Annotated in this window: 20 protein-coding genes; 14 read left to right on the forward strand and 6 right to left on the reverse strand. The window is 72.1% G+C overall.

Annotated features, from left to right (window positions below; genetic code table 11):
* Window positions 1-142: 142 nt before the first annotated feature.
* Genes ACFV1J_RS32885 through ACFV1J_RS32895 form a run of 3 tightly spaced genes read right to left on the reverse strand, consistent with a single transcriptional unit; the run spans window position 143 to window position 2,113 of the window.
* Entirely contained in the window at window positions 143-1,054 is a 912-nt protein-coding gene (locus tag ACFV1J_RS32885) for an aminoglycoside phosphotransferase family protein (protein WP_385864286.1), read from the reverse strand.
* 52 nt (window positions 1,055-1,106) lie between these two features.
* A complete protein-coding gene (locus tag ACFV1J_RS32890; RefSeq protein ID WP_385864288.1) occupies window positions 1,107-1,613 on the reverse strand; it encodes a ferritin-like domain-containing protein in 507 nt (168 codons plus the stop codon).
* Complete coding sequence (locus tag ACFV1J_RS32895) at window positions 1,610-2,113, reverse strand: hypothetical protein (protein ID WP_385864291.1); 504 nt, start codon at window positions 2,111-2,113, stop codon at window positions 1,610-1,612. The genes ACFV1J_RS32890 and ACFV1J_RS32895 overlap by 4 nt, the downstream gene beginning before the upstream one ends.
* A 160-nt stretch (window positions 2,114-2,273) precedes the next feature.
* On the opposite strand from ACFV1J_RS32895, the gene rimP reads away from it, so the two are divergent.
* The 9 genes from rimP (at window position 2,274) to ACFV1J_RS32940 (ending at window position 15,511) form a co-directional block, all read left to right on the forward strand.
* Complete coding sequence (gene rimP / locus ACFV1J_RS32900) at window positions 2,274-2,822, forward strand: ribosome maturation factor RimP (RefSeq protein ID WP_385864294.1); 549 nt, start codon at window positions 2,274-2,276, stop codon at window positions 2,820-2,822.
* Window positions 2,823-2,824: 2 nt separating this feature from the next.
* Entirely contained in the window at window positions 2,825-3,832 is a 1,008-nt protein-coding gene (gene nusA, locus ACFV1J_RS32905) for a transcription termination factor NusA (RefSeq protein WP_385864295.1), read from the forward strand.
* A gap of 122 nt (window positions 3,833-3,954) precedes the next feature.
* Entirely contained in the window at window positions 3,955-4,233 is a 279-nt protein-coding gene (locus ACFV1J_RS32910; RefSeq protein ID WP_265360860.1) for a YlxR family protein, read from the forward strand.
* Between the two features lie 176 nt (window positions 4,234-4,409).
* Window positions 4,410-7,472, forward strand: coding sequence for a translation initiation factor IF-2 (infB, locus tag ACFV1J_RS32915; protein ID WP_385864299.1), 3,063 nt, complete (start codon window positions 4,410-4,412; stop codon window positions 7,470-7,472).
* A gap of 149 nt (window positions 7,473-7,621) precedes the next feature.
* Window positions 7,622-7,915 carry a DUF503 domain-containing protein gene (locus ACFV1J_RS32920; protein WP_385864300.1) on the forward strand — a complete coding sequence of 98 codons (294 nt, stop codon included), beginning with the start codon at window positions 7,622-7,624 and terminating at the stop codon, window positions 7,913-7,915.
* 66 nt (window positions 7,916-7,981) lie between these two features.
* Window positions 7,982-8,431: a 30S ribosome-binding factor RbfA gene (rbfA, locus tag ACFV1J_RS32925; RefSeq protein WP_385864301.1), complete on the forward strand. Its 450-nt coding sequence runs from the start codon at window positions 7,982-7,984 to the stop codon at window positions 8,429-8,431.
* Window positions 8,432-8,433: 2 nt separating this feature from the next.
* Entirely contained in the window at window positions 8,434-9,363 is a 930-nt protein-coding gene (gene truB / locus ACFV1J_RS32930; protein ID WP_385864303.1) for a tRNA pseudouridine(55) synthase TruB, read from the forward strand.
* A gap of 329 nt (window positions 9,364-9,692) precedes the next feature.
* Window positions 9,693-14,039, forward strand: coding sequence for a serine protease (locus ACFV1J_RS32935; protein WP_385864305.1), 4,347 nt, complete (start codon window positions 9,693-9,695; stop codon window positions 14,037-14,039).
* A 524-nt stretch (window positions 14,040-14,563) separates the two neighbouring features.
* Window positions 14,564-15,511, forward strand: a complete 948-nt coding sequence (locus ACFV1J_RS32940; RefSeq protein WP_385864307.1) for a bifunctional riboflavin kinase/FAD synthetase — start codon at window positions 14,564-14,566, stop codon at window positions 15,509-15,511.
* 873 nt (window positions 15,512-16,384) lie between these two features.
* Here ACFV1J_RS32940 and ACFV1J_RS32945 read toward each other — a convergent pair.
* From ACFV1J_RS32945 to eccE, 3 genes are all read right to left on the reverse strand, one after another.
* Window positions 16,385-19,168 carry an SCO5717 family growth-regulating ATPase gene (locus tag ACFV1J_RS32945; protein WP_385864309.1) on the reverse strand — a complete coding sequence of 928 codons (2,784 nt, stop codon included), beginning with the start codon at window positions 19,166-19,168 and terminating at the stop codon, window positions 16,385-16,387.
* Between the two features lie 306 nt (window positions 19,169-19,474).
* A complete protein-coding gene (locus tag ACFV1J_RS32950; protein ID WP_385864310.1) occupies window positions 19,475-20,329 on the reverse strand; it encodes a hypothetical protein in 855 nt (284 codons plus the stop codon).
* The gene (gene eccE / locus ACFV1J_RS32955) at window positions 20,329-21,555 is read right to left on the reverse strand and encodes a type VII secretion protein EccE (protein WP_385864312.1); all 1,227 of its coding nucleotides are present in this window, start codon (window positions 21,553-21,555) and stop codon (window positions 20,329-20,331) included. Before eccE ends, ACFV1J_RS32950 begins: the two co-directional genes overlap by 1 nt.
* Before the next feature lie 350 nt (window positions 21,556-21,905).
* On the opposite strand from eccE, the gene ACFV1J_RS32960 reads away from it, so the two are divergent.
* The 5 genes from ACFV1J_RS32960 to ACFV1J_RS32980 all read left to right on the forward strand — a co-directional run bounded on the left by ACFV1J_RS32960 (window position 21,906) and on the right by ACFV1J_RS32980 (window position 26,511).
* The gene (locus ACFV1J_RS32960) at window positions 21,906-23,564 is read left to right on the forward strand and encodes a type VII secretion protein EccB (RefSeq protein WP_385864315.1); all 1,659 of its coding nucleotides are present in this window, start codon (window positions 21,906-21,908) and stop codon (window positions 23,562-23,564) included.
* A gap of 413 nt (window positions 23,565-23,977) precedes the next feature.
* Complete coding sequence (locus ACFV1J_RS32965) at window positions 23,978-24,301, forward strand: WXG100 family type VII secretion target (RefSeq protein ID WP_030414183.1); 324 nt, start codon at window positions 23,978-23,980, stop codon at window positions 24,299-24,301.
* 117 nt (window positions 24,302-24,418) lie between these two features.
* Complete coding sequence (locus ACFV1J_RS32970; protein ID WP_030414182.1) at window positions 24,419-24,712, forward strand: WXG100 family type VII secretion target; 294 nt, start codon at window positions 24,419-24,421, stop codon at window positions 24,710-24,712.
* A gap of 226 nt (window positions 24,713-24,938) precedes the next feature.
* A complete protein-coding gene (mycP, locus tag ACFV1J_RS32975; RefSeq protein ID WP_385864318.1) occupies window positions 24,939-26,210 on the forward strand; it encodes a type VII secretion-associated serine protease mycosin in 1,272 nt (423 codons plus the stop codon).
* On the forward strand, window positions 26,203-26,511 hold the full coding sequence (locus ACFV1J_RS32980; protein WP_385864321.1) for a hypothetical protein: 309 nt from the start codon (window positions 26,203-26,205) through the stop codon (window positions 26,509-26,511). Before mycP ends, ACFV1J_RS32980 begins: the two co-directional genes overlap by 8 nt.
* Window positions 26,512-26,559 lie beyond the last annotated feature (48 nt).

The raw sequence follows: 26,559 nt of genomic DNA on the forward strand, positions 1-26,559 counted from the left end.
CGGGGGGTGCGCTGGGCTGCTGGCGTGCCCGGGGGCGGCCCCCCGGAGGCCGGCGTCCCCCGCGGGTCCCCCCCCCCCCCCCACGCGCGCCGGGCCCCCCGCCCCCCCACCCCCGGCGCCCCGCGGCGCACCTGCGGCGGGTCTAGAGCCAGGCCGCGAACTCCAGCAGCAGCTCGCCGCGCTGGCGGTCGCCCACCGCCGCCTCCCGCACCCCGGCGTCCACCGCCCGGTACAGCGTCCAGTCGCGCAGCCGTCCCCGGTCCATCTCCAGGGAGTCGGCCAGCTTGGCCACCCGGCGGCGGACCGCGGCGGCCGCGCCCGACCCGGCCACCAGGTCCTCGAAGCGGTCCAGCACCAACGCCGCCAGGTCATACGCCCGCTCGCCGACCACCGGCGACGGGCCGATCGCCAGCCACGGCGTCCGCTCACCGGCCAGCACCTTGCCCTGGCGGAACGCCCCGTGCAGCAGGAACCGCTCCTCGGACGTGGCCGGCAGACCGCGGCGCAGCTCCTGGGCCTCCTCCACCAGCGGTTCGGCCGCCCGGCTCAGCGCACCCACCACGGCCAGCGACTCCACCTCCTCCTCGGTGCGGCCGGCCAGCGTCTCGAACGGGTGGTCCGCCGGTGGCTCCACCCACAGCCGGCGGACCGTACCGGCCGCCTCCAGAAAGGCCTTGGCCTCCGGCAGCGAGCGCAGCGACACCCCGCTCTGCAGCCGCTCCAGCAGCAGCGCCCCGCTCGCCGCGTCGGACCGCAGCAGCCGCACCGCCCCCCAGCCGTTCCAGGTCGCAAGCGCCACCGCCTCGTGCCCGGCCCGGCGCCCCGGCACCGGCAACTTCAGCGCCGCCGGCGTACCGTCCGCCTGCCGTACGAGCGCCAGCAGACTGCTGCGGCCCCCGGGGGCGTGCACCCGCTCCAGCGTCAGCTCCCAGTCGTCCAGCCGCTGCTGAACCAGCGTCGGCAGCGCGTCGAGCCACTTGCGTACCGGGCTGTCCGGGTCGCCGCTCACCGAACTCACCAAACGCTGCGGCGGTTCGATGGGTGCCGTTGCCATGCCTGCGCTGTCCCTTTCCTGGGGCCTTTCCGGGGCGGTGACCGCCGGTCGTTCAGAGCGCGCCCGCGGACGCGCTCGCGGAGCCGGACGGAGCGGGGGCCGAGGCCCGCTCCGTGAGCCCAGGGAAGGCTACGCCGCCGCCGCGCCAGCGCACCGCCCGCACCGCCGCCTCCCGCAGCGCGGCGGCCGCCTCCCGCCGCCGGGCCCGGCCGCCGGCCCGTACGAGGTCCGCGTAGACGGCGGCCAGCCGGTCCTCCAGCTCCGCCGCCAGCCGTACCGCGGCGGCCGGGTCGGGCACCGGGAACGGCAGTTCGTACGCGGCGGCCGCGGCCTCGGGCCGGCCGCCCAGCGCCAGCACCTCACGGCGCAGCGCGTCCCGGCGGGCGCGGTGGGCGTCGTAGGCGGCCTGGGCCTCGGTGCGCCGGTCGCGGGAGATCCGGCCGCCGACCACACCGTAGCCGTAGACCGCGGCGTGCTCGGCGGCCAGCGCGGCCTGCACGGCGGTCAGCTCCTCGCGGCCGTCGTCACGCTGCTCGTCGCTCTTCTTCCGGGAGGTCATCGGGGCGGCTCCGTCAGCAGATAGGCGTGCGCCGCGCCGGCCGCGGCCACCGAGGCGAGCAGCCGGGCCAGTTCGGGCGGCGCGGTCAGCAGCGTGGTGGTCCGGTCGTCGGCGAGCTTGCGTTCCGCGGTGGCCAGGGCGCCCTGGGCGGCCTTCTCGTCCCCGGGCACCGGGGGCGCGGCGGCCTTGTGCGGACGGCCCCGGCGGGCGGCGCCGGAGGGGGAGGGGGCGGCGTCCCCGGTCGTGAACGCCTCGACGTGCCGGGCCACTTCGGAGCGCAGCGGGCGCAGCCGCGGCTCCAGCGCCGGGTGCGCGGCGAGCGTCGCGTCGTAGCGCGCGAGCAGCGCCGTACTGTCATGGGCCGCGGCCGTGCGCAGCCGGTCGGCGGCGGAGGAGTGCTCGTCCCGGTCGGGGGAGTCGTCCTCGGAACAGCCGGCGAGCAGCGCCGCGCCCCCCAGGGCGGCGCCGGCCAGCAGGGTTCTTCTGCGTGTGAGCGCCACTTTCGGCACGTTGCACTTCCCGGGGTCTTTCGTCGTGATCACCGCAGGCGAGAGTATCCGTGACCACCCACCGAATCGTCAGTACCCCGCCGGAACCGATAGGCTTTGACCCGACACGCGATCCACCCACAACAGCACACGCGGCCGAGGAGTCACCCGGATGAGCACCACCCAGAGCGAGAGGCTGCGCGGACTGCTTGAACCGCTCGTCGCCGCGCGAGACCTGGATCTGGAAGAGATCGAGGTGACACCGGCCGGGAAGCGCCGAGTGCTGCGGATCGTGGTCGATTCCGACGAGGGCGTCCAGCTGGACGAGTGCGCCGAGCTGAGCCGCGAGGCCTCCCAGGTCCTGGACGACACCGATGTGATGGGCGGCGCGCCCTACACCCTTGAGGTGACCTCCCCGGGCGCCGACCGCCCGCTGACCGAACTGCGCCACTACCACCGCGCCCTCGGCCGCCTCATCAAGGCCCAACTGACCGACGCCGCAGGGTCCGGGGAGCTGGTCGCCCGGATCACCGGCGTCGACGAGGACGGCCTCGATCTGGAGGTGCCGGGTGTGAAGGGGCGCAAGCCGACGGCCCGCCGGGTCTTGTTCGACGAGATCGCCAAGGCGCGCGTCGAGCTGGAATTCAAGAAGCCGGAGAAGGCGGACAAGCGCGACGCGCAGCACGAAGAGAAGATCGACGAGAACAAGGAGGAGGCGTAGCCGTGGACATCGACATGAGTGCCCTGCGGGGGCTGGTGCGGGAGAAGGAGATCTCGTTCGACCTGCTGGTCGAGGCGATCGAGTCGGCCCTCCTCATCGCTTACCACCGCACCGAGGGCAGCCGCCGCCGGGCGCGGGTGGAGCTGGACCGCAACACCGGCCATGTGACCGTGTGGGCGAAGGAGGACCCCGAGGACCTGGAGGAGGGGGCCGAGCCGCGCGAGTTCGACGACACCCCCTCCGGCTTCGGGCGGATCGCGGCGACCACCGCCAAGCAGGTCATCCTGCAGCGGCTGCGGGACGCCGAGGAGGAGATCACGTTCGGCGAGTACGCCGGGCGGGAGGGCGACGTCGTCACCGGCGTCGTCCAGCAGGGCAAGGACCCCAAGAACGTCCTGGTCGACATCGGCAAGCTGGAGGCCATCCTGCCGGTGCAGGAACAGGTCCCCGGTGAGGAGTACACCCACGGCACCCGCCTGCGGTCGTACGTCGTCCGGGTGGTCAAGGGCGTGCGCGGCCCGTCGGTGACGCTGTCGCGCACCCACCCCAACCTGGTGAAGAAGCTCTTCGCCATGGAGGTGCCGGAGATCGCGGACGGTTCGGTGGAGATCGCCGCCATCGCCCGCGAGGCCGGCCACCGTACGAAGATCGCCGTGCGCTCCACGCGGTCGGGGCTGAACGCCAAGGGCGCGTGCATCGGCCCCATGGGCGGACGGGTGCGGGCCGTGATGGCCGAGCTCAACGGCGAGAAGATCGACATCGTGGACTGGTCGGACGACCCCGCCGATCTGGTCGCCAACGCGCTGTCGCCGGCCAGGGTCAGCAAGGTCGAGGTCGTGGACCTGGCGGCGCGTTCCGCCCGGGTCACGGTGCCCGACTACCAGCTGTCGCTGGCGATCGGCAAGGAAGGACAGAACGCCCGTCTCGCGGCGCGGCTCACCGGATGGCGGATCGACATCCGTCCGGACACCGAGCAGCACGCATCGCAGTCGGCGGATCGCACGTCGTAGCCGCCGGAGCCGCGGCCCACGGAAAATTCGGTGGCGCCGCGGCACTCCGACGGGAATTCTGAGCAGCCGTTCGGCCTTTACCCCATCGGGGTGCGGCCGGCGCGGGGAGGTAGACTTAAGCAGTGTCTGGCCGCACGCATGCCCGCGCATGCCCTGAGCGCACCTGTCTGGGATGTCGGGAGCGAGCGGTCAAGGGCGATTTGCTGCGCATCGTGGAGATCGAGGGTGAGTGTGCCCCTGATCCTCGCGGTACGCTGCCCGGCCGGGGTGCCTACGTGCACCCGACACTGGTCTGCCTCGACCTGGCGGTCCGCCGCCGGGCGTTTCCCCGGGCCTTTCGGGGCCGGGGGCCGTTCGACACGACGGACGTGCGTCGGTTCCTCGAACGGCGCGCCGGTTGAAGCCGCCCACTGCAATGAGCACAGCAAGAACGCACAGCGCACGGAAAACCGTGCGGTCAGGTACCTCGCGAGTCGGAAGTAGGTCGAGATTGCGATGAGCACTCGATGAGTACGCGATGAGTACGCCCATGAAGTAGCGACGGTCCGGTGGACACCCCGGACCTAGAAGGAGCGAAGTGGCTAAGGTCCGGGTATACGAACTCGCCAAGGAGTTCGGCGTGGAGAGCAAGGTCGTCATGGCCAAGCTCCAAGAACTTGGTGAATTCGTCCGTTCGGCGTCCTCGACGATCGAGGCGCCGGTTGTTCGCAAGTTGACCGACGCTTTCCAGGCAGGCAGTGGCAACGGCCGCGCCGCCGGTAAGCCCGCGGCGCCGCGCAAGTCGGCCCCCGCGAAGCCGTCGGCGCCCTCTCCGGCGCAGGCGGCTCGTCCTGCTGCCCCGAAGCCGGGCGCCCCCAAGCCGGGCCCCGCGGCCCCGGCACCGGCCGCCTCCGAGGCGCCGGCCCCCGCGGCCCCCAAGAGCACCACCCCCGCTCCGGGCCCGCGCCCCGCACCGGCGCGCCCCGCAGCACCCAAGCCTGCCCCGGCCGCGCCCGCGCAGCCCGAGTTCCAGGCGCCCCCGGCCGCCCCGTCGGCCCCCCGTCCCAGTGCCGCCCCCGGCCCGCGCCCGTCCCGTCCGGCGCCCGGTCCCGGCCAGGGTGGTCAGGGCCGTGGCAACGCCCCGCGCCCCGGCGCCGAGCGTCCGGCCCAGCGTCCCGGCGGCGGTCGTCCGTCCGGCCCGCGTCCGGGTAACAACCCCTTCACCTCCGGTGGCTCCACGGGCATGGCCCGTCCGCAGGCCCCCCGTCCCGGTGGCGCCCCGCGTCCCGGTGGTCAGGGCGGCCCCGGCGGCCCGCGTCCGCAGGGCGGCGGCCAGGGCGGCCCCCGTCCCCAGGGCCAGGGCGGCGCACGTCCGACCCCCGGTGGTATGCCCCGTCCGCAGGGCGCCGCGCCCGGTGCGGGCCCGCGTCCCGGCGGCGGTAACCGCCCGAACCCGGGCATGATGCCGCAGCGTCCGGCTGCCGGCCCGCGTCCCGGTCCCGGTGGCGGCGGCGGTCGCGGTCCCGGCGGTGCCGGTCGTCCCGGTGGCGGCGGTCGTCCCGGTGGCGGCGGCGGCTTCGCCGGTCGTCCCGGCGGTGGCGGCGGCGGTCGTCCGGGTGCCGGCGGTGGTTTCGCCGGTCGTCCCGGTGGCGGTGGCCCCGGCGGTGGTGGCGGCGGCTTCGGCGGTCGTCCCGGCTTCGCCGGTCGTCCCGGCGGCCCCGGTGGCCGTGGTGGCACGCAGGGTGCGTTCGGCCGTCCCGGCGGTCCGGCGCGTCGTGGCCGCAAGTCGAAGCGCCAGAGGCGTCAGGAGTACGAGGCCATGCAGGCCCCGTCGGTCGGCGGCATCATGCTGCCGCGCGGCAACGGCGCGACGGTTCGCCTGTCGCGCGGTGCCTCGCTGACGGACTTCGCGGAGAAGATCAACGCCAACCCGGCGTCGCTGGTCCAGGTCATGCTGAACCTGGGCGAGATGGTCACCGCGACCCAGTCGGTCTCCGACGAGACGCTCCAGCTGCTCGCCGACGAGATGAACTACGTCGTCGAGATCGTCAGCCCGGAGGAGGAGGACCGCGAGCTGCTCGAGTCCTTCGACATCGAGTTCGGCGAGAACGAGGGCGGCGAGGAGATGCTCGTCTCCCGTCCGCCGGTGGTGACCGTCATGGGTCACGTCGACCACGGTAAGACCCGACTGCTCGACGCGATCCGCAAGACGAACGTCATCGCGGGCGAGGCCGGCGGCATCACCCAGCACATCGGTGCCTACCAGGTCGCGACCGAGGTCAACGACGAAGAGCGGCGCATCACCTTCATCGACACCCCCGGTCACGAGGCGTTCACCGCCATGCGTGCCCGTGGTGCCAAGTCGACCGACATCGCGATCCTCGTGGTGGCGGCCAACGACGGTGTCATGCCGCAGACGATCGAGGCCCTGAACCACGCCAAGGCGGCCGACGTGCCGATCGTGGTCGCGGTCAACAAGATCGACGTCGAGGGCGCCGACCCGACCAAGGTGCGCGGTCAGCTGACCGAGTACGGCCTGGTGGCCGAGGAGTACGGCGGCGACACCATGTTCGTCGACATCTCCGCCAAGCAGGGTCTGCACATCGAGAACCTGCTGGAGGCCGTGGTCCTGACCGCGGACGCCGCGCTCGACCTGCGGGCCAACGCGGAGCAGGACGCGCAGGGTATTGCGATCGAGGCGCACCTCGACCGCGGCCGCGGCGCCGTCGCCACCGTCCTCGTCCAGCGCGGTACCCTCCGCGTCGGTGACACGATGGTCGCCGGCGACGCGTACGGCCGGGTCCGTGCGATGTTCGACGACAAGGGCAACAACGTCGAGGAAGCGGGTCCGTCGACCCCCGTCCTGGTCCTGGGTCTGACCAACGTCCCGGGTGCCGGCGACAACTTCCTGGTGGTCGACGAGGACCGCACGGCCCGTCAGATCGCCGAGAAGCGCGCGGCGCGCGAGCGCAACGCGGCCTTCGCCAAGCGCACCCGCAGGGTCTCCCTGGAGGACCTGGACAAGGTGCTCAAGGCCGGCGAGGTCCAGCAGCTCAACCTCATCATCAAGGGTGACGCTTCTGGTTCCGTCGAGGCCCTGGAGTCCTCGCTGCTCCAGCTCGACGTCGGCGAAGAGGTCGACATCCGGGTGCTGCACCGCGGCGTCGGTGCGGTCACGGAGACCGACATCAACCTGGCGTCCGGCTCCGACGCGATCGTCATCGGCTTCAACGTGCGGGCCGAGGGCCGCGCCACGCAGATGGCCGAGCGCGAGGGCGTCGACGTCCGGTACTACTCGGTCATCTACCAGGCGATCGAGGAGATCGAGGCGGCCCTCAAGGGCATGCTCAAGCCGGAGTACGAAGAGGTCGAGCTCGGTACGGCGGAGATCCGCGAGGTCTTCAAGTCGTCCAAGCTGGGCAACATCGCGGGTGTTCTCATCCGCTCCGGCGAGGTCAAGCGGAACACCAAGGCCCGCCTCATCCGCGACGGCAAGGTGGTCGCGGAGAACCTCAACATCGACGGTCTGCGCCGCTTCAAGGACGACGTCACCGAGATCCGCGAAGGCTTCGAGGGTGGTATCAACCTCGGGAACTTCAACGACATCAAGGTCGACGACGTCATCGCGACGTACGAGATGCGCGAGAAGCCGCGCGGCTGATCACGCAGTGACCCCCCGGGGCCGGTCGGCGGACGAAACTCCGTCGATCGGCCCCGGCCGTTGCGTGTACGGTTCGAACTGACACGTACGCCCCCGGCCCATGCCGGAGGGTGCCCCGAAGGCCCCACGGGTGGCTTGACCCGGCTTGCATGTACGTAGGGACGCTGTCCTTCGACCTGCTTCTCGGCGACGTACGGTCGCTGAAGGAGAAGCGCTCCGTCGTCCGCCCGATCGTCTCCGAACTCCACCGCAGATTCGCGGTGAGCGTGGCGGAGGTCGGGGACCAGGATCTGTACCGCAGGGCCAGCATCGGCCTGGCGGTGGTGTCCGGGGACGTCGGGCATCTCACCGATGTCATGGACCGCTGCGAGCGCCTGGTCGCCGCACGGCCCGAAGTGGAGCTGCTGTCGGTACGCCGACAGCTGCACGGCGACGACGACTGACCTGATGACGGGGCAGGCCGTCGCCGGTGGAAGCACAATTGTGGAAGACAAGAAGGAGACGGACCAGTGGCCGACAATGCGCGGGCGAAGAAGCTGGCGGACCTCATCCGGGAGGTGGTCGCCCAGAAGCTGCAGCGCGGCATCAAGGACCCGCGGCTCGGCTCGCACGTGACCATCACGGACACCCGGGTCACCGGCGACCTGCGGGAGGCTACGGTCTTCTACACGGTCTACGGCGATGACGAGGACCGGGCCAGCGCCGCCGCCGGCCTGGAGAGCGCCAAGGGCATGCTGCGCTCCGCGGTCGGTGCCGCGGCCGGTACGAAGTTCACGCCGACCCTGGCGTTCGTCGCGGACGCCCTGCCGGAGAACGCCAAGACGATCGACGACCTGCTCGCCAAGGCACGGGCCGAGGACGCCAAGGTGCGTGAGGCCTCCTCGGGCGCCCAGTACGCCGGCGAGGCCGATCCGTACCGCAAGCCCGGCGACGACGAGGATGACGAGGGCACCGCGTAAGAATGAAGCGTGAGAGCAACAAGCCGGGCGGCCTGGTCATCGTCGACAAGCCGGCCGGCTTCACTTCGCACGACGTGGTGGCGAAGATGCGCGGTATGGCCCGCACCCGCCGGGTCGGCCATGCCGGCACCCTCGACCCGATGGCCACCGGTGTGCTCGTGCTGGGCCTGGAGCGGGCCACCAAACTCCTCGGCCACCTGGCGCTGACGGAGAAGGAGTACGTCGGCACCGTCCGGCTGGGCCAGACCACGATCACCGACGACGCCGAGGGCGAGATCACCGCGTCCAAGGCGGCGCACGGCCTCGCCCGCGAGGACATCGACGCCGGGGTCGCGCGGCTGTCCGGCGCGATCATGCAGGTGCCGTCGAAGGTCAGCGCCATCAAGATCAACGGCAAGCGGTCGTACTCCCGGGTGCGCGACGGCGAGGACGTGGAGATCCCGGCCCGCCCGGTCACCGTCTCCTCGTTCGTGGTGCACTCCGCGCACGAGACCGAGGCGGAGGACGGCACGCCGGTGACCGACCTGCTGGTCTCCGTCGAGTGCTCCTCCGGTACGTACATCCGCGCCCTGGCCCGGGATCTGGGCGCCGGGCTCGGCGTCGGCGGCCATCTGACCGCACTGCGCCGCACCCGCGTCGGGCCGTACAAGCTGGACAAGGCGCACACCCTGGAGCAGCTGCAGGCGGCGGTGGACGCGCCCGAGGGCGGCGGGCTGCCGATCATGCCGGTCGGTGAGGCGGCGGACGCCGCGTTCACCCGCTGGGACGTCACCGAGGCGCAGGCCCGGCTGCTGCTCAACGGCGCGCGGATCGCGATGCCGCGCTTCGAGACCGACGGGCCGGTCGCGGCCTTCGGGCCCGACGGGCGGTTCCTGGCGCTGGTGGAGAACCAGGGCGGCAAGGCCAAGAGCCTGGCGGTCTTCGCGATCTGACCCCGGGGGACCGACCGGAAACCCGGCTTCCGGGACCGACGGACCCCCGGCTACCGGGACCGACCGGAAACCCGGCTTCCGGGAGAGTCGGAAGCCCGGCTTTGGGAGAGGTGGTGGAACGCGGGCCGTCCGGCAGGCACGGGTGCCGGTCCGCGCTCCACCATCCCCCTCCTCTTGATCTCTATCCAGCGCACCTCGGGCATTCACTCATTCGGTGAGGCGCTCGGAGTGAACCAAGGCGTGGACGGGGGCGCGTTCGCCGCACACCCTGCCAGGACGATCACGGCCTGCTTACCGTCGGAGGACGGTACCGGCGGGAAGGATCGGCAATGGCGTTGCTGGATGCCGATGCGGACACCGCACTGGTGCGGATCCGTGATCTGGCAGGTCACACCCGCGGCACGGGATTCCTCGCGGACCACGAGGGCACGGTGGTCACCAGCCATGAGGCGGTGGACGGCGCGGCCGGGCTGGTGCTCCAGCCGATGCGGCCCGTTACGGCCACCGGCAGGGCGGCCACCGCATGGACCCGCCCGGTGGAGCCGAGCGAGATCACCCCGCTCCCCGGAAGCGGGCTCGCGCTCATCCGGACCACCGGCTTCCGCCCGGACCGGCTCAGCCCCCTGCCGATCGGCACGGCCCGCCCCGACGCGGGCGCACCGGCCCGGCTCTGGACGGGCGGCTGGCTGGACGGCACGGTCGTCGGCCCCGCCTCCGGCGTCACGTACACCACCGGCGACCGCGTCCACCACCTCGACCACACCCTGGAGCTGACGCTGTGCGCGGGCGGCCGGGAGGCGCTGCGGCTGGGCGGGCCCGCGATCGGCGGGCCGGTGCTGGACGGCCGGACCGGCGTGGTCCTCGGCGTCCTGGGCAGCGCACTGCACGCCGGCCGTCGGGCCGGTGGCTTCGCCGTTCCGCTGCGCACGGTCGCCGAGGCCGCCCCCAGGGGCCCGCTTGCCGCCCTGCTGGCGCGCAACGCGGCGACCGTCCCCGCGTACGGCAGCGAACTGAACCCCGCCGGGGTACTACGACTCACGGCCCTCTCCGCGGGCCCGTCCGCCGCCGCCCGCCCGGGCCCCGAACCGGTCGAACGCCCCGACGTACAAGGGGAGTTCACCCGCTTCATGGGAGAGGGAGCGGCTGGGGCGCGCGTGCTGGCGCTGGTGGGCGGGCCGGGTACCGGACGGAGCACGGAACTGGCCCGGCTCGCGGCACGCCGGGCGGCGGGCGCGGCACCGGCCCCCACCGTCCGGCTGCGCGGCGCGGACCTGCGGGCCGGCGACGAGGGCGTACGCGCCGCGGTGGGGCGCGCGCTGCGCTCCGCGGGCCGGACCCTGGTCGCCTCGGGCCGTACGGCGGGTGACCCGACGGACGCCACCCCCGAGACCGTCGCCGCACTCGCCGCCGACGCCGACCGACCGCTGCTGGTGCTCCTCGACGGCCCGGAGGAGATGCCGCCGGCCCTGGCCCGGCACGACCGGCTGGCCGAATGGACCGCCGCGACGGTCCACTGGCTGCGCAGCGCCCGCGTCCAGCTCGTCATCGCCTGCCGCCCCGCCTACTGGGAACGGGCCGGAGCGCTCTTCCCGCCGGGGCTGCTGCACCGGCCGCGGCCGGGCGGTGCGGTGCCCGCGCTCCCCGATTGCGTGGCGATCGGCGACCTCCCCAAGACGGCGGCGGAGCGCGCCCGGGAACGCTACGGCCTGCCGCCCGGCGCCCCCGCCACCCCGGACGCCCGCCATCCACTGACCCTGCGGCTGCTGTCGGAGGTACGGGAGGCGCTGTACGGGGGAGGCGAGGACCGGGCGTGGGGTGGGGACCGGGCGTGGGGTGGGGACGGACGGCCGGCCGTCGGGCCGGGCGGGGCGCTGCTCGGCGCACCGGACCGCCACCAGGTCTTCGACGCCTACCTGGACCTGATGGCGCTGCGGATCGCCGTACGCATCGCTGCCGGGTACCGGCCCGCACCGCGCGGCACCGCGGTGCGCCGGCTGGCCGCCCAGGTCGCCGGCCAGGTGCACGAGGCCGCCCGCCGCTGTCTCGCCTCCGTGGAGGGCGCGTTGGACCGCGCCTCCTTCGAGGAGGTCTTCCCGCCCCGGGCCGGCTGGTCCACCGCGGTGCTCGCCGAGGGCCTGCTGGTGCCGGCCGGCCCCGGATACCGCTTCGCCCACGACGAGTTCGGGGAGTGGCTGCAGGGCGCCCATGTCGATCTCGACCAGCTGACCGTCCCCGGCCACCGTCCCGCCCCGGTCGTCGAGGCCCTCCTCCGGCTCGCCCGGCAGGAGGGACGGGTTCAACTCGCCTTCCGAATGGCCGAGTTGGTGCCGGTGGCGACGGCGGCCGGCGAGGGACCGCGCGGGACGACCCAGGGGGACGGCCACGGGGCCGGCTACGGGGACGGCCACGGGGGCGGTGTGCTGCCGGCTCCGAGCGGGGACGTAGCGGGGCCGCCGCTGCTCTCTTGCGACGGTGGTGGCGGCGAGGGCGACGGTGACGGCGAGGGCGGCGAGTCTTGCGACGGTGGCGAGTCTTGCGGCGGCGTCTCTTGCGACTGTGGTGCTGGGGATGCTGGGGACGGTGACTCTTGCGACTGTGGTGTTGGGGGCGGTGGCTTTTGGGGTGGTCCGCCGCTGGCCGTTCCGGAGGAAGGGTGGGCGCCGATTGTCCCGGGGGAGGGGCCGGAAACGGAGGCGGAGTCGGGGCCGGGGTCGGAGCCGGGGTCGGAGCCGCGGTCGGATGCGTTGGGTGAAGGGACGGAGCCGGGGGCACTGGGAGAGGGGCGCCGGGGCGCGTCCCCACGGCCCGTGAACGGCCCCCGGTGGGCCCGGCAGCTGCTGGCCGGCGTACTGCTCAGGGTGCCCGACGCCGGGCCGTACACCGGCGTGCTGCGGCTGCTGGCCGACCGGATCACCGAACGGTCGCTGCGGGCGGGCGGTTTCGCGTGCACGGGCCTGGACGCGTTCGGGCCGTGGTTCTGGGAGCGGCTGGCCCTGGCGGACGAGGACCGGCTGGACCTGCTGCGGCGACTGATGCCGGCCGACGGGCGGGCGGTCGAAGGGCGGATGACCGACGGGCGGGCGGTCGAGGGGCGGGTGGCCGACGAAGGGGTGGGTGTATCCGCGCGCTTTCTGGATGCGGCGGCCGGGCTGCTGCGCGCCGATCCGCAGCGCGTCCAGCCCCTCCTCTGCTCGTGGTTCGACGACACCCGCCTCCTGGGCGCCGGACTGCCGGGGCGCCCGGCCCACGGTGCCGTACCGCCGCCCCGGGGTCCGGCGCCTTTGCCCGGTGACGCCTCCGTATCTCCGCCTTCCCACCCGGCGGCCCTGCTTGACTCCTCCGTGCCGCCGCCGCGCGAGATCACCGTGGCGGCCGCCGCGCAGGCGCTCCTGTACGCCCACCGCCGGCAGGCACCCGATGCGCTCACCGAGGCGCTGGTGGTGGCCGCGCACCCCAGGGGCGATGAGCTGCTGGGCGCGCTTGCCGAGGACGAGCCGTCGACGGTCTGCCGGGCCGTCGCTCGTTGGGCACGCGACCCCCGTCCGCGCCGCCGCGCGGCCGCCGCGTCCTACGGCCTGCGCGCCGCGCCGCACGCCCGTACCGAGGCCGACCGCGCCCTGCTCCGCCAAGCGGCCCTCGATCTGCTCGGTCCGCGGTCCGAACCGACGGACGGGGCGAGGGGCAAGGCAACGGGCGAGGCGACGGACGACGTGAGGGGCGACATGCCGGTCGACGGGACGGACGACGTGATGGTGGTCGACGTACCGCCCGACGGGACGGACGAGGCCACGGGTGACGCGACGGTCGAGGCTGCGGGTGGGCCGGTGGACGGTCCCTGTACCGGTTCGGCGCTCGCGCTCCTGGTCGGCGACCCCGTCACCCGTCCCCGCTACCTGGCGCGGGCGCTGGCCCACTTCGTCGCGGGAGACCCGCAGCTGCCGCCCACGGCGTTCGCGGGTGCCCTCGCCGAGCACCCCGTGCCGGTACTGGCCGCCTTCCGCATCCGGCTCACAAACGGCGAAGGCCCACCGGTCGCCGCCGCGCTGCTGCGGCTGCTCGCCGGTCTCGACGCGCCCGAGCCCGCCGCCCGCGCCGCCTCGCTCGTCCGTGACTACGCCTGGCACCGCCCGGACCGCGCCGCGCGCCCGGTCGCGGAGTTCGTCGCCCATCGTCTGGAGCGCGGACCGGCGGCCCGCGCCGCGCTGCGCCCGCTCGCCGGCGAGCTGATCACCGGCTGCCCGGCGCCGATCCGGTGTGCGCTGGCCGACGTACTGGCGGCGGGCGGTTCCGGCGCCTCCGAGGCGCTGCGCGGTGACCTGCTGGAGGCCCTGCTGGCGCAGGAGGAGCAGGAGCGGGGCCCGTACGGCCCGGGCCAGGGCGAGGGCGACGCCACGGCCGATACCAGCGTGCTGGAGGCGCTGCTCCGCGCGGCCGCCGAGGGCTGCGAACGCCGGCCCGCGGTGCGTACCCGTGATCTGGTGCAGCGCACCGGTGTGCTGCTGGCCCGTACGCCGGGCGGCACCGCCCGCTTCGAGCAGCAGCTGGCGGAGCTGGGCCGCCGGCTGCCCGTCTTCGCCCTCCGGCTCCGGGAAGGGGCGGCGGCGGATGCGACGGCGTGGGGCGCGGTGAAGGGGGCCCGCGCCCGTACGACGGCGGCCGGGAGCCGGAGCGGGTGAGCGGAGCCGGAAGTCGGGGCCGGGAGTCAGGGTCAGGAGTTGGGGTCGGGAGCCAGGGTCGGGAGCCGGGAGTCGGGTTCAGGGCCCGTATGTCGCCGCGATCGACTGTCGGCGATCAGACGCTGGAGAGAGCAGGCGTGGCGTCCGCGGTGCAACAACCGTCGTCAGACGTCCGTAGGCAGGCGTCCGTGGGCAGGCGCCCGAGGCGAGCGTGCGAGAGGGGCGGCCGACGGGAGGCGTTCGCGGGTAGGCGTCCGAGGGTGGGAGTCCACGGGCAGGCGCCCGCGGGCAGGCGTTCGGCATCGAGCTTTCGCGGTCACGGTCCCGGTCGCGGGGCGTCCCGGAGACCGAGGCCGGGTACCCGGCCCAGGTGCGGGGTCGCCGTGGTGCTGCCGGGAAGATCCGCCGGGCGGCCGCCGGCGACCCTTCGCGCGAAGCACCACCCGGGGCATGGCAGTCTTAGACCTGCGCCATGCCGACGTGGCGCAGTGGACTGACAAGAGTTCGGGCGAGGAGCGGGCAGAGTGCAGCGCTGGCGTGGCTTGGAGGACATCCCCGAGGGCTGGGGACGCAGCGTCGTCACCATCGGCTCGTACGACGGTGTGCACCGCGGTCACCAACTGATCATCGGCAAGGCCGTCGCGCGCGCCCGTGAGCTCGGGATCCCGGCGGTGGTCGTCACCTTCGACCCGCACCCGAGCGAGGTCGTACGGCCCGGAACCCACCCGCCGCTGCTGGCGCCGCACCACCGGCGTGCGGAGCTGATGGCCGAGCTGGGTGTGGAAGCGGTTCTGGTGCTGCCGTTCACCAAGGAGTTCTCGAAGCTGTCGCCGGCCGACTTCGTGGTCAAGGTGCTGGTCGACAAGCTGCACGCACAGGTCGTCGTCGAGGGCCCCAACTTCCGCTTCGGGCACAAGGCGACCGGCAACGTCGAGACGCTCGCCGAACTCGGGACCACCTACGACTACACCGTCGAGGTCGTCGACCTCTTCGAGCGTGGGGAGGCGGGCGGCGGCGAGCCGTTCTCCTCCACGCTCGCCCGCCGGCTGGTCGCCGAGGGCGATGTGACCGGTGCGCGGGAGGTACTGGGGCGGCCGCACCGCGTCGAGGGCGTGGTCGTCCGCGGCGCCCAGCGCGGCCGTGAACTGGGCTTCCCGACGGCCAACGTCGAGACGCTGCCGCACACGGCGATCCCGGCGGACGGTGTCTACGCGGGACTGCTGCAGGTCGAGGGCGAGGCGATGCCGGCGGCCATCTCGGTCGGCACCAACCCGCAGTTCGACGGCAAGGTGCGCACGGTCGAGGCGTACGCGATCGACCGCGTCGGGCTGGACCTGTACGGGCTGCACGTGGGGGTGGACTTCCTCGCCTACATCCGCGGCCAGGAGAAGTTCGACACCCTCGACGCCCTGCTGGACCGGATGGCAGTCGACGTGAAACTGGCCCGCGGCCTCATCGCCGACGCGAGCTGATCGGCGAGGGAACTTTCGCGCCGGGGAGGCTTTCCCCGCCGGGCCGGAGGCCTTCCTCGCCGCGGGAGCTTTCCTCGCCTACGGAAACCTCCTCGCCCGGGAACACGCTCCTCGCCGACGTCGGCTGATCGGCGAGGGAGCCCTTCCTCGCTGACGGACGTTTTCCCTGCCAACGCGAGCCGTCATTGCCGACGGACACCTTCCCGCCGACGCGAGCCGTCCTCATCGAGGGGCGCCTTCCCGCCCACGCCAGCTTTCCCCGCCAACGCGAGCCTCCCCCGCCGCATTTCCGGCCGCACCAGTTTTTTCCCCGCCGCCCACCCCCCTTCGGGGGGTGGGCGGGTGTAGTGCTGCGGTTGCCGTGTTCGACGCGGGCGCAGTGCCGCGGTTGCCGTGCTCTGGGCGGGCGTTGTGCTGCGTTTGCCGTGTGCGAGGCGAGCGCAGTGCCGCGTTTGCCGTGCTCCAGCCGGATGTTGTGCTGCCGCTGCCGCGCCCCCGCCGGGTGTAGTCCTACGGCGGGTGGAGTCCTAGGGCGGGTGGAGTCCTACGGCTGGCGTCTTCGGTGGCCGGGCGTAGCGCTCGTGTGGCCTGTTCCGTGGCCCCGGGGCGTAGCGCTCGTACATCCGGTTCGGTGGCTGGGCGCAGCGCTCGGGTGTCGCCTTCGGCGGGCGGGCGTAGTGCTCGGGTGCGATCGACGTGCCGAACGCCAACTCGGCTGGAAATAAACGGAGTTCGACCGGGGATGGTTCACTCGTTCGGGTCGGTGTGCGGTAGGGATGTGACGGCTACGAGGTCGCATACGCGTGGGGGCCCGGCACTCATAAGAGTGCCGGGCCCCACCCGTATCGCTCCGCCGCTGCTCGCCCGTCCCCGCTACTGCGGTGGCGGCTGCTGCTGCCAGCCCGGGGCCAGGCCGGACTGGTCCGGCTGGGGGGCGTCCGGGGCGGGCTGTTGCTGCTGCCAGTGGGCCGGCGGCTGGGCGGGCTGCTGGGTCCAGCCGCCCTGCTGCGGCGGGTAGCCGGCCGGCGGCTGGCCCTGCTGCGGGTGCTGCTGCGGCTGCCCCTGTTGCGGCTGGCCCTGCTGGGCGGCGTACTGCTGCTGTTGCTGGGCGTACGGATCGCCGCCCATCTGCTGCTGCGGGTACATCCCCTGCGCCTGCTGCGCCCGCGCGAAGTCCTCGGCCACCAGGGCGGAGAGGTTGAAGTACGCCTCGCGGGTCTTGGGCCGCATCATGTCGAGGTCGACCTCGGCACCGGCGGCGAGGTGTTCGTCGAAGGGGACGACCACGACGCCGCGGCAGCGGGTCTCGAAGTGCGACACGATGTCGTCGATCTTGATCATCTTGCCGGTCTCGCGGACACCGGAGATGACCGTGATGCCGCGCTGCACCAGGTCGGCGTAGCCGTGCGCGGAGAGCCAGTCCAGGGTCGTACTGGCACTGCTCGCACCGTCCACGGACGGGGTGGAGATGATGATCAACTGGTCGGCGAGGTCGAGGACTCCACGCATCGCGCTGTAGAGCAGACCGGTACCCGAGTCGGTGAGGATGATCGGGTACTGCTTGCCGAGGACGTCGATCGCCCGCCGGTAGTCGTCGTCGTTGAAGGTCGTCGAGACGGCCGGGTCGACGTCGTTGGCGAGGATCTCCAGCCCCGACGGGGCCTGCGAGGTGAACCGGCGGATGTCCATGTAGCTGTGCAGATGCGGAATCGACTGCACCAGGTCACGGATGGTCGCACCGGTCTCGCGGCGCACCCGTCGGCCGAGCGTGCCGGCGTCCGGGTTGGCGTCGATCGCCAGGATCTTGTCCTGCCGCTCGGAGGCGAGCGTGGAGCCCAGCGCCGTCGTGGTCGTCGTCTTGCCGACACCGCCCTTGAGGCTGATCACCGCGATCCGGTAGCACGACATCACCGGCGTACGGATCAGCTCCAGCTTGCGCTGCCGCTCCTCCTGCTCCTTCTTCGCGCCCAGCTTGAACTTCGACGGCTGCGCGTTGGCGCCCGGCTTGCGCTTCTTGGGTTGGTTGCGCAGCAGCCGGTCGGAGGTCAGCTCGACCGCCGCGCTGTAACCGAGCGGTGCGCCCGGGGCCGCCCGCTGCGGCTGCTGCTGACCGGGCTGCGAGTACGTCGCGTAGTTGGCCGCGGCGTTGGGGTCCGCCTGCTGACCGGGCAGCGGCTGATACGGCGTCTGCTGACCCTGTTGGGCCTGCTGCCCGTGTTGGGCCTGGTGTGCCTGCTGCGCCTGGTGGGCTTGGGCGGCCTGCTGTGCCTGGGCAGCCTGTTGCGCCTGGGCAGCCTGTTGCGCCTGGGCGGCCTGCTGGGCCTGGGCCGCCTGGTACTGGTCGTATCCCTGCTGCTGGCCCTGCTGGCCCTGCTGGGGGTAGCCCTGCGCCGCGGTCTGCGGGTAGCCGTAAGCGGGCTGCTGCGCGGCCGCGTTGGGGTGCTGCGGCTGCGGCTGGCCCTGCTGCGGGTAGCCGTACGCGGGTTGCGGATAGCCGTAGGCGCCCTGCTGCTGGGCGGCCTGGGCCTGTTGCGGGTAGCCGGCCTGCTGCTGGTGCTGGGCCTGCTGCGGGTAACCGGCCTGCTGGTGCTGTGCCTGCGCAGGCTGCTGCTGGGCCGGCATCTGCTGCTGGCCCTGCGGGGGCACGCCCTGCTGCGGCTGCTGACCCTGCTGGGCCGGCGGCTGCTGACCGGCCTGCGCCTGTGCCATGCGCGGATCGGCGGGCTGGAACTCCGGCGGCAGCGGCGGCAGTCCACCCTGCCCGGGGACTGCCTGCCCGGGGACTGCCTGTCCGGGGACCGCCTGTCCAGGGACACCCTGCCCGGGAACGGCCTGCCCCGGGACGCCCTGCTGCTGACCGTCCGGTGCGGCGCCCCACGGAGCGCCCTGCTGCGGGACACCCTGCTGCTGCGGAGCACCCTGGTGCACGCCGTGCTGCGGCTGCCCCTGCTGGGCCTGCGGCTGACCCTGAACCGGCGCGGCCTGTGCCTGCTGCGGCACCTGCGGCTGGACCGGCTGCGCGCCCTGAGCGGCGGCGTCGGGGGTGGGCTGGACCGGCTGCGCGGGCTGGGCCTGCTGGGCCGGGGGAGCGGCCTCCACGGCCGGGGCGGCGCCCTCGGCGGGGGAGTTGGGGGCCACGGCCTCCGGCTGCGGTGCCGGGGCAGCGGCCGCGTTCGACGGCTCGGACGCTGCCTCGGGCTGCGGCTCGGTGTCGTCATCGTCGTCGTCCCAGAGGGAGGCCGACGGGTCGACACCCGTGCCGGAACGCTTGTTGCCGCCGTCGGACGCATCGTTCGCGGCCGGCGCGGGTTCCGCGGCAGCCTCCGGCGCGGCCGGGGGAGTGGCGACCGGAGCGGCGCCGTCCGTGGTCTGCGGGCGCAGCGTCGGGAAACCGGGCGGTGCCGCGTCCACGGGCGGTGCGCCCTGGGCCGGTCCGGTCAGCGGCTGACCGGTCGGCGGGCCGGGCGGCACCGCCGCGGACGGAGTGGTGGGCGAAGACGCAGGAGAAGCCGCGGCACCGGCGCCGCCACTGGTGTCGTTGCTCGCGTACCAGGCCGGCGCGGCGAAGTCGATCTTGAACTCGCCGGTCAGGTCGAACTCGGACTGGTCGTCGTCAGGATCGTTTCCGTCCGGACGGAAAGCCTCCTGCTCGTTCACTGTGCCTCCTGGTGTACTGCAACGCACCTGAACGGCAGGACCGGATACAGGCGGATCGTTCGGATGTAGCGGAAGTCGGAACACACCACCCGGGGTTGCGCCAACACTAACTGTCTCCATCCCCGTATCGGCTGCCGTCGTGCCGTGCTCCTGCGGCTCTCCCACACAGCCTAATCAAGAGTCGGCCCATAACGGCAGTCGGTGCCATGTCGTCTTCAAGCCCCTTCGGCACACCTACGGGCGCACCCGGCGATCACGCCTGTGGATGCGCCCGTGCGGCCGTGCCGTGGGTGATCTGTTCAGGTATCAGTCCATACGACGCGGGCCGCCCAGCAGGTTGGTCTCCGCCTCCGTGGGCTGGGTCATGACGAACTGGTGACCACCGTCACGACGGCACCACAGCATGGCGTTGTCGCTGAGCGTCGGCAGCACCGCGCCGACCTGCTCCGGCAGCCGCATGATGCGCGTCACGACCTCCGCCTCCTCCGGCGACAGCCGCTGCAGCCCGACGAGGTCGGCGCGGCTGAGCATCTGCGGCGACCGCGGCCCGAGGAACGGCAGCACGGTCAGCACCGACTGCCAGGGGCTCGGGGCGAGCTGATTGCGCGGCGGCCGCGCGCCCATGTCCCGTACGACCAGCACGGGGCTGGAAACCGACGGGCCCTGGGGCGCGATCTGGCGGACGTCGTGGACGGACACGCACTGCTGGCCGCCGCCGGCGTTCTGCGCCATCTGGGCCCAGGCGGGCGGCCGGGCGGTCTCGACCGCGACCCGGGCGCCGGTGGCGACCGTACGCAGCGCCAGCACCTGCGCCATCCACATGCTGCCGACGAGGACGACCTCCAGCGGGGTCGGGCGCAGCAGACTGAGCACGGCGGGCTGGTTCTGCGGGTCTATGCCGATGATCACGCCGTCGTCGCCGACCGGCAGGGTCAGCGCGGCCAGCGACTCGGCGGTCAGCACGTGCGGGCTGCGCCGCGGGCCGCGCAGGCCGTAACCGGGCCTGGGCTTGGGACCGTTCGGTCCGCTCTGCTCCTCCTCCGGACGCGGCTGGTGCGACAGCCGACGGCCGTCACCGCCACTGACGCCCGCCGACAAGGGGGGATTGCGCCAGCCGTCGCTGCTGGTGTTGACGCGGGGCTGATACGTGGGCGAGGCCATCAGCGGGTACCTCCGAGGGGGAGCGTGGCCAGCAGGCCGGGCAGCTGTTCACGGTCGAGGCGGACCAGCCCGACCTTCGCGGAACCGGAACGGCGCTCCAACTCGTTCTGAGCCGCGGAGAGTTCGTTCTCGCTGCGGGTGGAGAGGCGGATGTAACCCGAGATGGCCGGGGCGCGGCCACCGCCGTGCGTGGCGGTCAGCGCGAAGGTGCTCGCCATCGCCCTGGTGCTGGTCAGCAGCTGGGTGACGGCCGCCAACGGCGCGCCGCCCGGACCCAGTTGGGGCCACCGGCCGATCCAGTACGTGGAGTGCCAGCGGTCGTCGCAGCGCATCGCCCGGGTCGTCTCCTGCGTACGCCGCACCGCCCGGCCGTCCCGCCCCATGGCACCGTTGGCCGCCCGCGGGCTGACGCACACCGCGGTGCCGATCGAGGCCGTGACCTCGCGCTCATTGAGCACCCGCGCCCGCACGCCGTGCGCGGTCAGCCGGCTGACGAGCTGGTCGGCGGCGCGCAGCAGCGAGCGCTTGGCGCCCTCCAGACCGCCGCCGCGGGCCTCGATGGCCTCCGAGCACAGCTCCGGGTCGAGCTTGAGGGCGATCCAGGTCAGCTGGATGGCCGGGGTCTGCGCCTGCGCCTGCAGCGGGGCGTACGAGCGGGCCGCCACGGCCTGTTCGGGCAGGTGCGGCGCCGGCGCGGGCTGGGTGTACTGCACGAACTGGACGGACTCCAGGTGGATGTCCTCGATGTCCAGGGCGGTGTGCAGCACCTCCAGGGGCAGCATGTGGCTGCCGCGCTGCGGGCGCAGCGGTTCGTCGCGCGCGTCCACCTGGACGATGGCCGTCAGGAACGTCCCGTCGCCGACGAAACCGATGGCCCGCTGATCGGCCTCGGTCGTGTACTCGTAGGTGCGCAGGGCCGGTTCGCACTCCACCACGGGGGCGATCGCCGGGTCGACGCCCTGGGTGGCCGCGAGCGCGGTGGTGCTGTTCTTGCCGCGGCGCTTCATCGCGCGCACGGTCGTGATCCACTCCGGCAGCGGGATCTTGCGCCGCCGGCCGAGCGCGAAGACGACCAGCACGGCCGCGACGACGGCGGCCGCGGTCAGCGCGGCCGGGTGGATCGTCCAGCCCACCAGCACCAGCGCGGCGGCGAGTTCGATGATGGCCAGCTGCTGGACGCGGACACCACCGATCGTGCCGGCCTGCTGGCGCAGCCGCGGTGCCACCGGACCCGCCGGGCGGGCCGCGGAACCTCGGCCGCCATTTCCTCTGTTGCCCGAAGCTGTGCCGTTTTGGCCAGCATTTCCCGCGGATTGCGGTGCCCCGGAAGGCTGTTGCTGCTGTTGCCGCCCATTGCGGCGTCGAGCCCTGGTGGCGCTGGACATCCCCCGGCCTGCTCCTCTACTGGTGACGTGGGTGGGCCTCTAGGCGTATCGGCCGCCGCTGAGACTGGTGCGTGGGAAGGTGGCACCCGTACCGTACGGGTCGATCGATACACGGCATAGTAGAGGGCGCTACGGCGTGAGTGCCGGGGGCGGTTCGATGTGGATCCAACAGGCGGGGAGAGAAAGCAATAATGGCATCACGTCGGGACGAGCTGAATGCGTATTCGTTTGCCCGAAAGCGCACGAATGCGGCATTCCTGAAGCCGCTGCCGAACGGATCGATCGAGAGCGCCCCCAAGCCGCTCAAGGCGGTGGTGCCCAGCATCATCATGGGCGTCCTGATGCTCGTGGGATTCGGCGCGTGCGGCATTCTCAAGCCGGTGGCGCCGTCGGGATGGGACGAGGTCGGCAAGAACGTCATCGTCGGGGATGAATCCACCACCCGCTATATCGTCCTGAACACCAAGGACGCCAATGGCAATAACCAGAAACTCCTGCACCCCATCCTGAACCTCGCCTCCGCCCGCCTGCTTCTCGACCCGAAGTTCCAGGTCGTCAAGGTCAAGGAATCCGAACTCGACGGAAAGATCCCGCACGGCCCCGCCATCGGCATTCCGTTCGCCCCCGACCGGCTGCCCAGCGCGGACGACGCGGACAAGCCGAAGACCTGGGCCGTCTGCAACCGCCCCGGCACCGGCGCCGACAGCAAGCCGCAGCAGGCCGTGTTCGTGCTGGCCGGCAAGGACAAGCAGCTCGTCGACGACACCCGCAAGGGCAAGCTCGACTTCCGCCAGGCGCTGTACGTCGAGGACCCCGACGGCAAGAAGTGGCTGGTCGACTACAACGGCATGGCCTTCGAGTTCAACTCCACCGCCGCCGGTTGGCAGCCGCCGGGCGGCAGGGAGCAGGGCGACAACGACCTGCGGCGCATCATCTTCGGCGCCAAGGCCGAACCGCAGAAGGTCTCCCAGCAGTTCATGGACACCCTGCTGAAGGTCCCCAGCGTCATGGCGATCTCCATGCCGATGGTCCAAGGGGCCGGCAGCCAGACCAACAACACCGAGGTCCCGGCGAAGGCGAGGACCGTCGGTTCGATCCTCGAGGACAGCGACGGTCAGAAGTACGTCGTGGAGAAGGACGGCATCGAGCAGGTCACCAACTTCGTCGCCAAGCTCCTGAGCGAGGGCCCGAACGCGCAGAAGGTGAACCCCTCCAGCAATGCGGCGCTGGACGTCGTACAGGTCGCCAAGGGCTCCTTCCACCCGAAGCCGGACGTGACGGGCAACGGTTACTCGACGTTCCTGGGCAAGGTCCCCGGCACCAGCATCGACTCGCCCTGGCCGAGCGAGGCCGTCACCGCGGCCAACGACTTCACCCAGGATGCCCAGACCAGCGGTCTGGGCGGCACCACCAAGAGCGGGGTGGCCTGCAGCGTCTACAAGGGCACCGACCGCAAGTACCCGGGCGGCGAGGAGAAGCAGCTCGGTTACCCGAACGGCGTCCCGGAGATGCAGACCTGGGTCGGCGACGACTACCCTGCCAAGATCGCCTCGGGCGCCAGCTCGTACGTCACCCCCGGAAGCGGCCTGCTCTACACGGAGGTCGCCACCCCCAAGGCCAAGAACGGCAGCCTGTTCCTGGTCACCGACACCGGACTGCGCTACCTGATCCCGCGGAACAACGACAGCGCCACCAAGGCCGGCAGCGACAAGGAGGAGGTCGACAAGGCGCGGCTCCACCTCGGATACGGCGGTACGCACCCCCCGCTGATCCTGAAGGCCTGGTCCTCGCTGCTCTCCAACGGGCCGGTGCTGGACATCCGCAGCGCCAAGAAGCCGCAGTCGTCGTGATGTTGTCGATCGCTTCGGTGTAGTTCACCGCGACGCGAACAGAAGGCCGCGCCGAATTCGCCCGGAACCGGGCATTCGGCGCGGCCTTTTGCGGTGGCGCGGATTCCGCACCGCTCCCGTGGCACGCAATTCACGGCGCCGGTCTGCGACTTCTCGGTGTGATCTTCGTCGTTCCCCGGCCGTTTCCGCCCTTCGACCGATAGCATGGGATCTGTCCGTTTCCCTTGAACGGCGTTTCATGGACGGGGAGTTGACAATGTTGTGATCCCGTCACAACCGTCTCCCCCCTGTTGGGAACGGGCATATGGAGTGGTTAGAGTAGGCAAAGGCGTCAGCAGGTGATGCCAACCGCGTGGGTCCCCGTTGGCGGCACGGCGCGGTACGACGTACGAGTCTCATGGGGGACGTTGACTATGGCTGGTCAGCAGTACACAACCACCGAGGAGGAGATGGTCGCGTTCAGCGGCAAGATCGCCTCGGTCAATCAGTCGATCCAGGGTGAGATCTCCCGCCTGAACACGGTCGTCGACACCATCACCTCGGGGTGGAAGGGTGCTGCGGCTTCCTCGTACAACCAGCTGCAGTCGCAGGTGAACGAGGACGCCAACCGTCTCAACCAGCTTCTGGGTGAGATCAAGGAAGCGATCGACGAGACCACGAAGAACTACTCCGCCTCCGAAGAGGAGCAGGCGCAGTCGATCTCGCACATCTCCGCCTCGGCCTCCCCGTTCGGATGATGGGGCCGCGTCGCTGACCGCGACGCACGGCCACCCGCCGCAGTAGAGCCGGCCCCTGTGAGCCGGCCCGCTGCGGTATGTGAATCGACCAGCAGCATCAACTCCTGAGGAGACACCATGTCAGGCCAGATCCTCGTTAATTTTGCGACGATCCAGCAGGCCAGCTCCGACGTGCGCGGTACGGCCAACAACATCCGCCAGCAGCTCGACGACCTCGAGGCCGGCGTGAAGAAGATCGCCGCCAGCTGGGAAGGTGCGGCGCAGGAGGGCTACCAGGCCCGCCAGCGCGAGTGGGACCAGCGCGCCGCCTCCCTGCACTCCACGCTGGAGGCCATCGCCAAGGCTCTGGACACCGCCGCTCAGAACTACCAGTCCACCGAGCACAAGAACGCCGGTATCTGGGGCGGCTGACCCAGGTCGGCACAGCTACGGATGGCGATCGGCTGAGCAGCCCGACGGCTCGCACAGTGGTCAATGAGGGCGAGCGCGCTGCATCAGTGCGCTCGCCCTTCTGCCGTCCGCAGCACGGACGACACCTCCCCCCACTTCTCCGACTTCTTCCCTCTCACACCTCCCCCCACTCTCACCCCTCGTTTCGTTCCCGCCCCTTTCGCCACACATGGAGAGCAGACAACCCGTGGGATCTCGCGCCATTGGTCACCGAGCCGGGCACCGTCGACGAGCGGCGGGCGCACTGGTCACGGCGGCGTGCTTCGTCGGCCTGTCCTGCGCCACCGCCGCGCCGGCGATGGCGGACACGAACGTTCCGCTCAACAGTGGTGAGTGCAAGTTCGGCACCGACGACATCAAAGAGACCCCCTGGTCGCTGCAGCGTCTGCTGACCAACCAGATGTGGGCCGACACCAGGGGCAAGGGTGTCCGGGTCGCCGTCATCGACACCGGTATCGACGCGGGCAACGCGCAGATCAGGCCCAACATCAGCGGCGGCAAAAGCTTCGTCGGAGGAAAGCCGAACGAGGACACGGTCGGCCACGGCACCAAGGTCGCGGGCATCATCGCGGCGCAACCGAGGGCCGGCTCCGGCTTCTTCGGAATTGCGCCCGAGGCGAAGGTCATTCCCCTGCAACAGACCAGCGAAAAGAAGGCGGGCAATGCTGCCAGCCTGGCCGACGCGATCGATTACGCGGTTTCGCAAAAGGTCGACATCATCAACATCTCGCAGGGTACGGCGGCCAGTCCGGCCAGGCTGGAGATCCTCAAGGCGGCGATCCGGAAAGCGGCCACCAACAACATTCTCATCGTGGCCTCGGCGGGTAACGACGGCGCCAGCGGTGCGGAGAAGAACATGTACCCCGCCGCCTTCCAGGAGTTCGACAACGTCCTGTCCGTCGCCGCCTCGGACCGCAACAACGAGCGGGCCCCCTTCTCCCAGCCCGGAGCCTGGGTCGACATCGCCGCACCCGGCGTCGACATGGTCTCCACCGTCCCCAACGGCGGCAACTGCGTCGACCAGGGCACCAGCTTCGCGGCCCCGTACGCCGCCGGCGCCGCGGCCCTCCTGATCGCCAAGCACAAGGACGAGGGCCGGCGCTGGACGCCCCGAGAGGTGATCTGGCACCTGGAGCAGACCGCCGAGCGGGTGCGCAGCAAGGCCGACCACAGCATCGGCTGGGGCGTCGTCGACCCGGTGGCCGCCCTCAAGGACGACACCCGACCCACCGCCCCACCCCAGCCGGACAAGCCCAGCAACGCGGCTGACGGCTCCAACATCCAGCCGGCCGCCATCACCATCGGTGAGTCACCTGAGGAACGGCGTGCCCGCATCGCCATCTACATTGTCGGCGGCGGACTCCTGGCCGTCGCCGCGGTCGTCGGCTCCTCCGTCGCCATCCGCGACTGGCGCCGCAAGACCGGACTGACAACACACGGGGAGGCCAAGCATGGCTAGCAAGGAATACGGCGTTGATCTCGACGCCCTCGACCAGGTCGTGAAGGAGCTGAACCAGGTCCTGAAGGACATGGGCGGCCCGAAGGACAAGGCGAAGAACCAGACTTACTTGCCGGACGGGGCACTCGGGAAGGGCTTTGAGGAGCGCGACCGGATGCATAAGGCGCACGACGAGATGAAGCAGTACATCGAGCACAACATCGTCAACTTGATCGAGAAGATGATCGACGAGTTCGGCAAGAAGTCCAAGCAGACGAAGGACGCCTACGAGGACGCTGAGCACGACAACAGCATGCACTGATGGCAGCGAAGCGGTTGACCGGTAGGTGAGAGAGAAGGGGGTCCACTA

The organism is Streptomyces sp. NPDC059649, assembly GCF_042734445.1.
GTDB lineage: Bacteria > Actinomycetota > Actinomycetes > Streptomycetales > Streptomycetaceae > Streptomyces.

Coding starts and splice junctions, on each gene's coding strand:
- ACFV1J_RS32890 (WP_385864288.1), bottom strand. CDS start 1,613: ATGACCTCCCGGAAGAAGAGCGACGAGCAGCGTGACGACGGCCGCGAG.
- ACFV1J_RS32935 (WP_385864305.1), top strand. CDS start 9,693: ATGGCGTTGCTGGATGCCGATGCGGACACCGCACTGGTGCGGATCCGT.
- ACFV1J_RS32920 (WP_385864300.1), top strand. CDS start 7,622: ATGTACGTAGGGACGCTGTCCTTCGACCTGCTTCTCGGCGACGTACGG.
- truB (WP_385864303.1), top strand. CDS start 8,434: ATGAAGCGTGAGAGCAACAAGCCGGGCGGCCTGGTCATCGTCGACAAG.
- ACFV1J_RS32980 (WP_385864321.1), top strand. CDS start 26,203: ATGGCTAGCAAGGAATACGGCGTTGATCTCGACGCCCTCGACCAGGTC.
- ACFV1J_RS32960 (WP_385864315.1), top strand. CDS start 21,906: ATGGCATCACGTCGGGACGAGCTGAATGCGTATTCGTTTGCCCGAAAG.
- ACFV1J_RS32950 (WP_385864310.1), bottom strand. CDS start 20,329: ATGGCCTCGCCCACGTATCAGCCCCGCGTCAACACCAGCAGCGACGGC.
- rimP (WP_385864294.1), top strand. CDS start 2,274: ATGAGCACCACCCAGAGCGAGAGGCTGCGCGGACTGCTTGAACCGCTC.
- ACFV1J_RS32965 (WP_030414183.1), top strand. CDS start 23,978: ATGGCTGGTCAGCAGTACACAACCACCGAGGAGGAGATGGTCGCGTTC.
- ACFV1J_RS32970 (WP_030414182.1), top strand. CDS start 24,419: ATGTCAGGCCAGATCCTCGTTAATTTTGCGACGATCCAGCAGGCCAGC.
- ACFV1J_RS32885 (WP_385864286.1), bottom strand. CDS start 1,054: ATGGCAACGGCACCCATCGAACCGCCGCAGCGTTTGGTGAGTTCGGTG.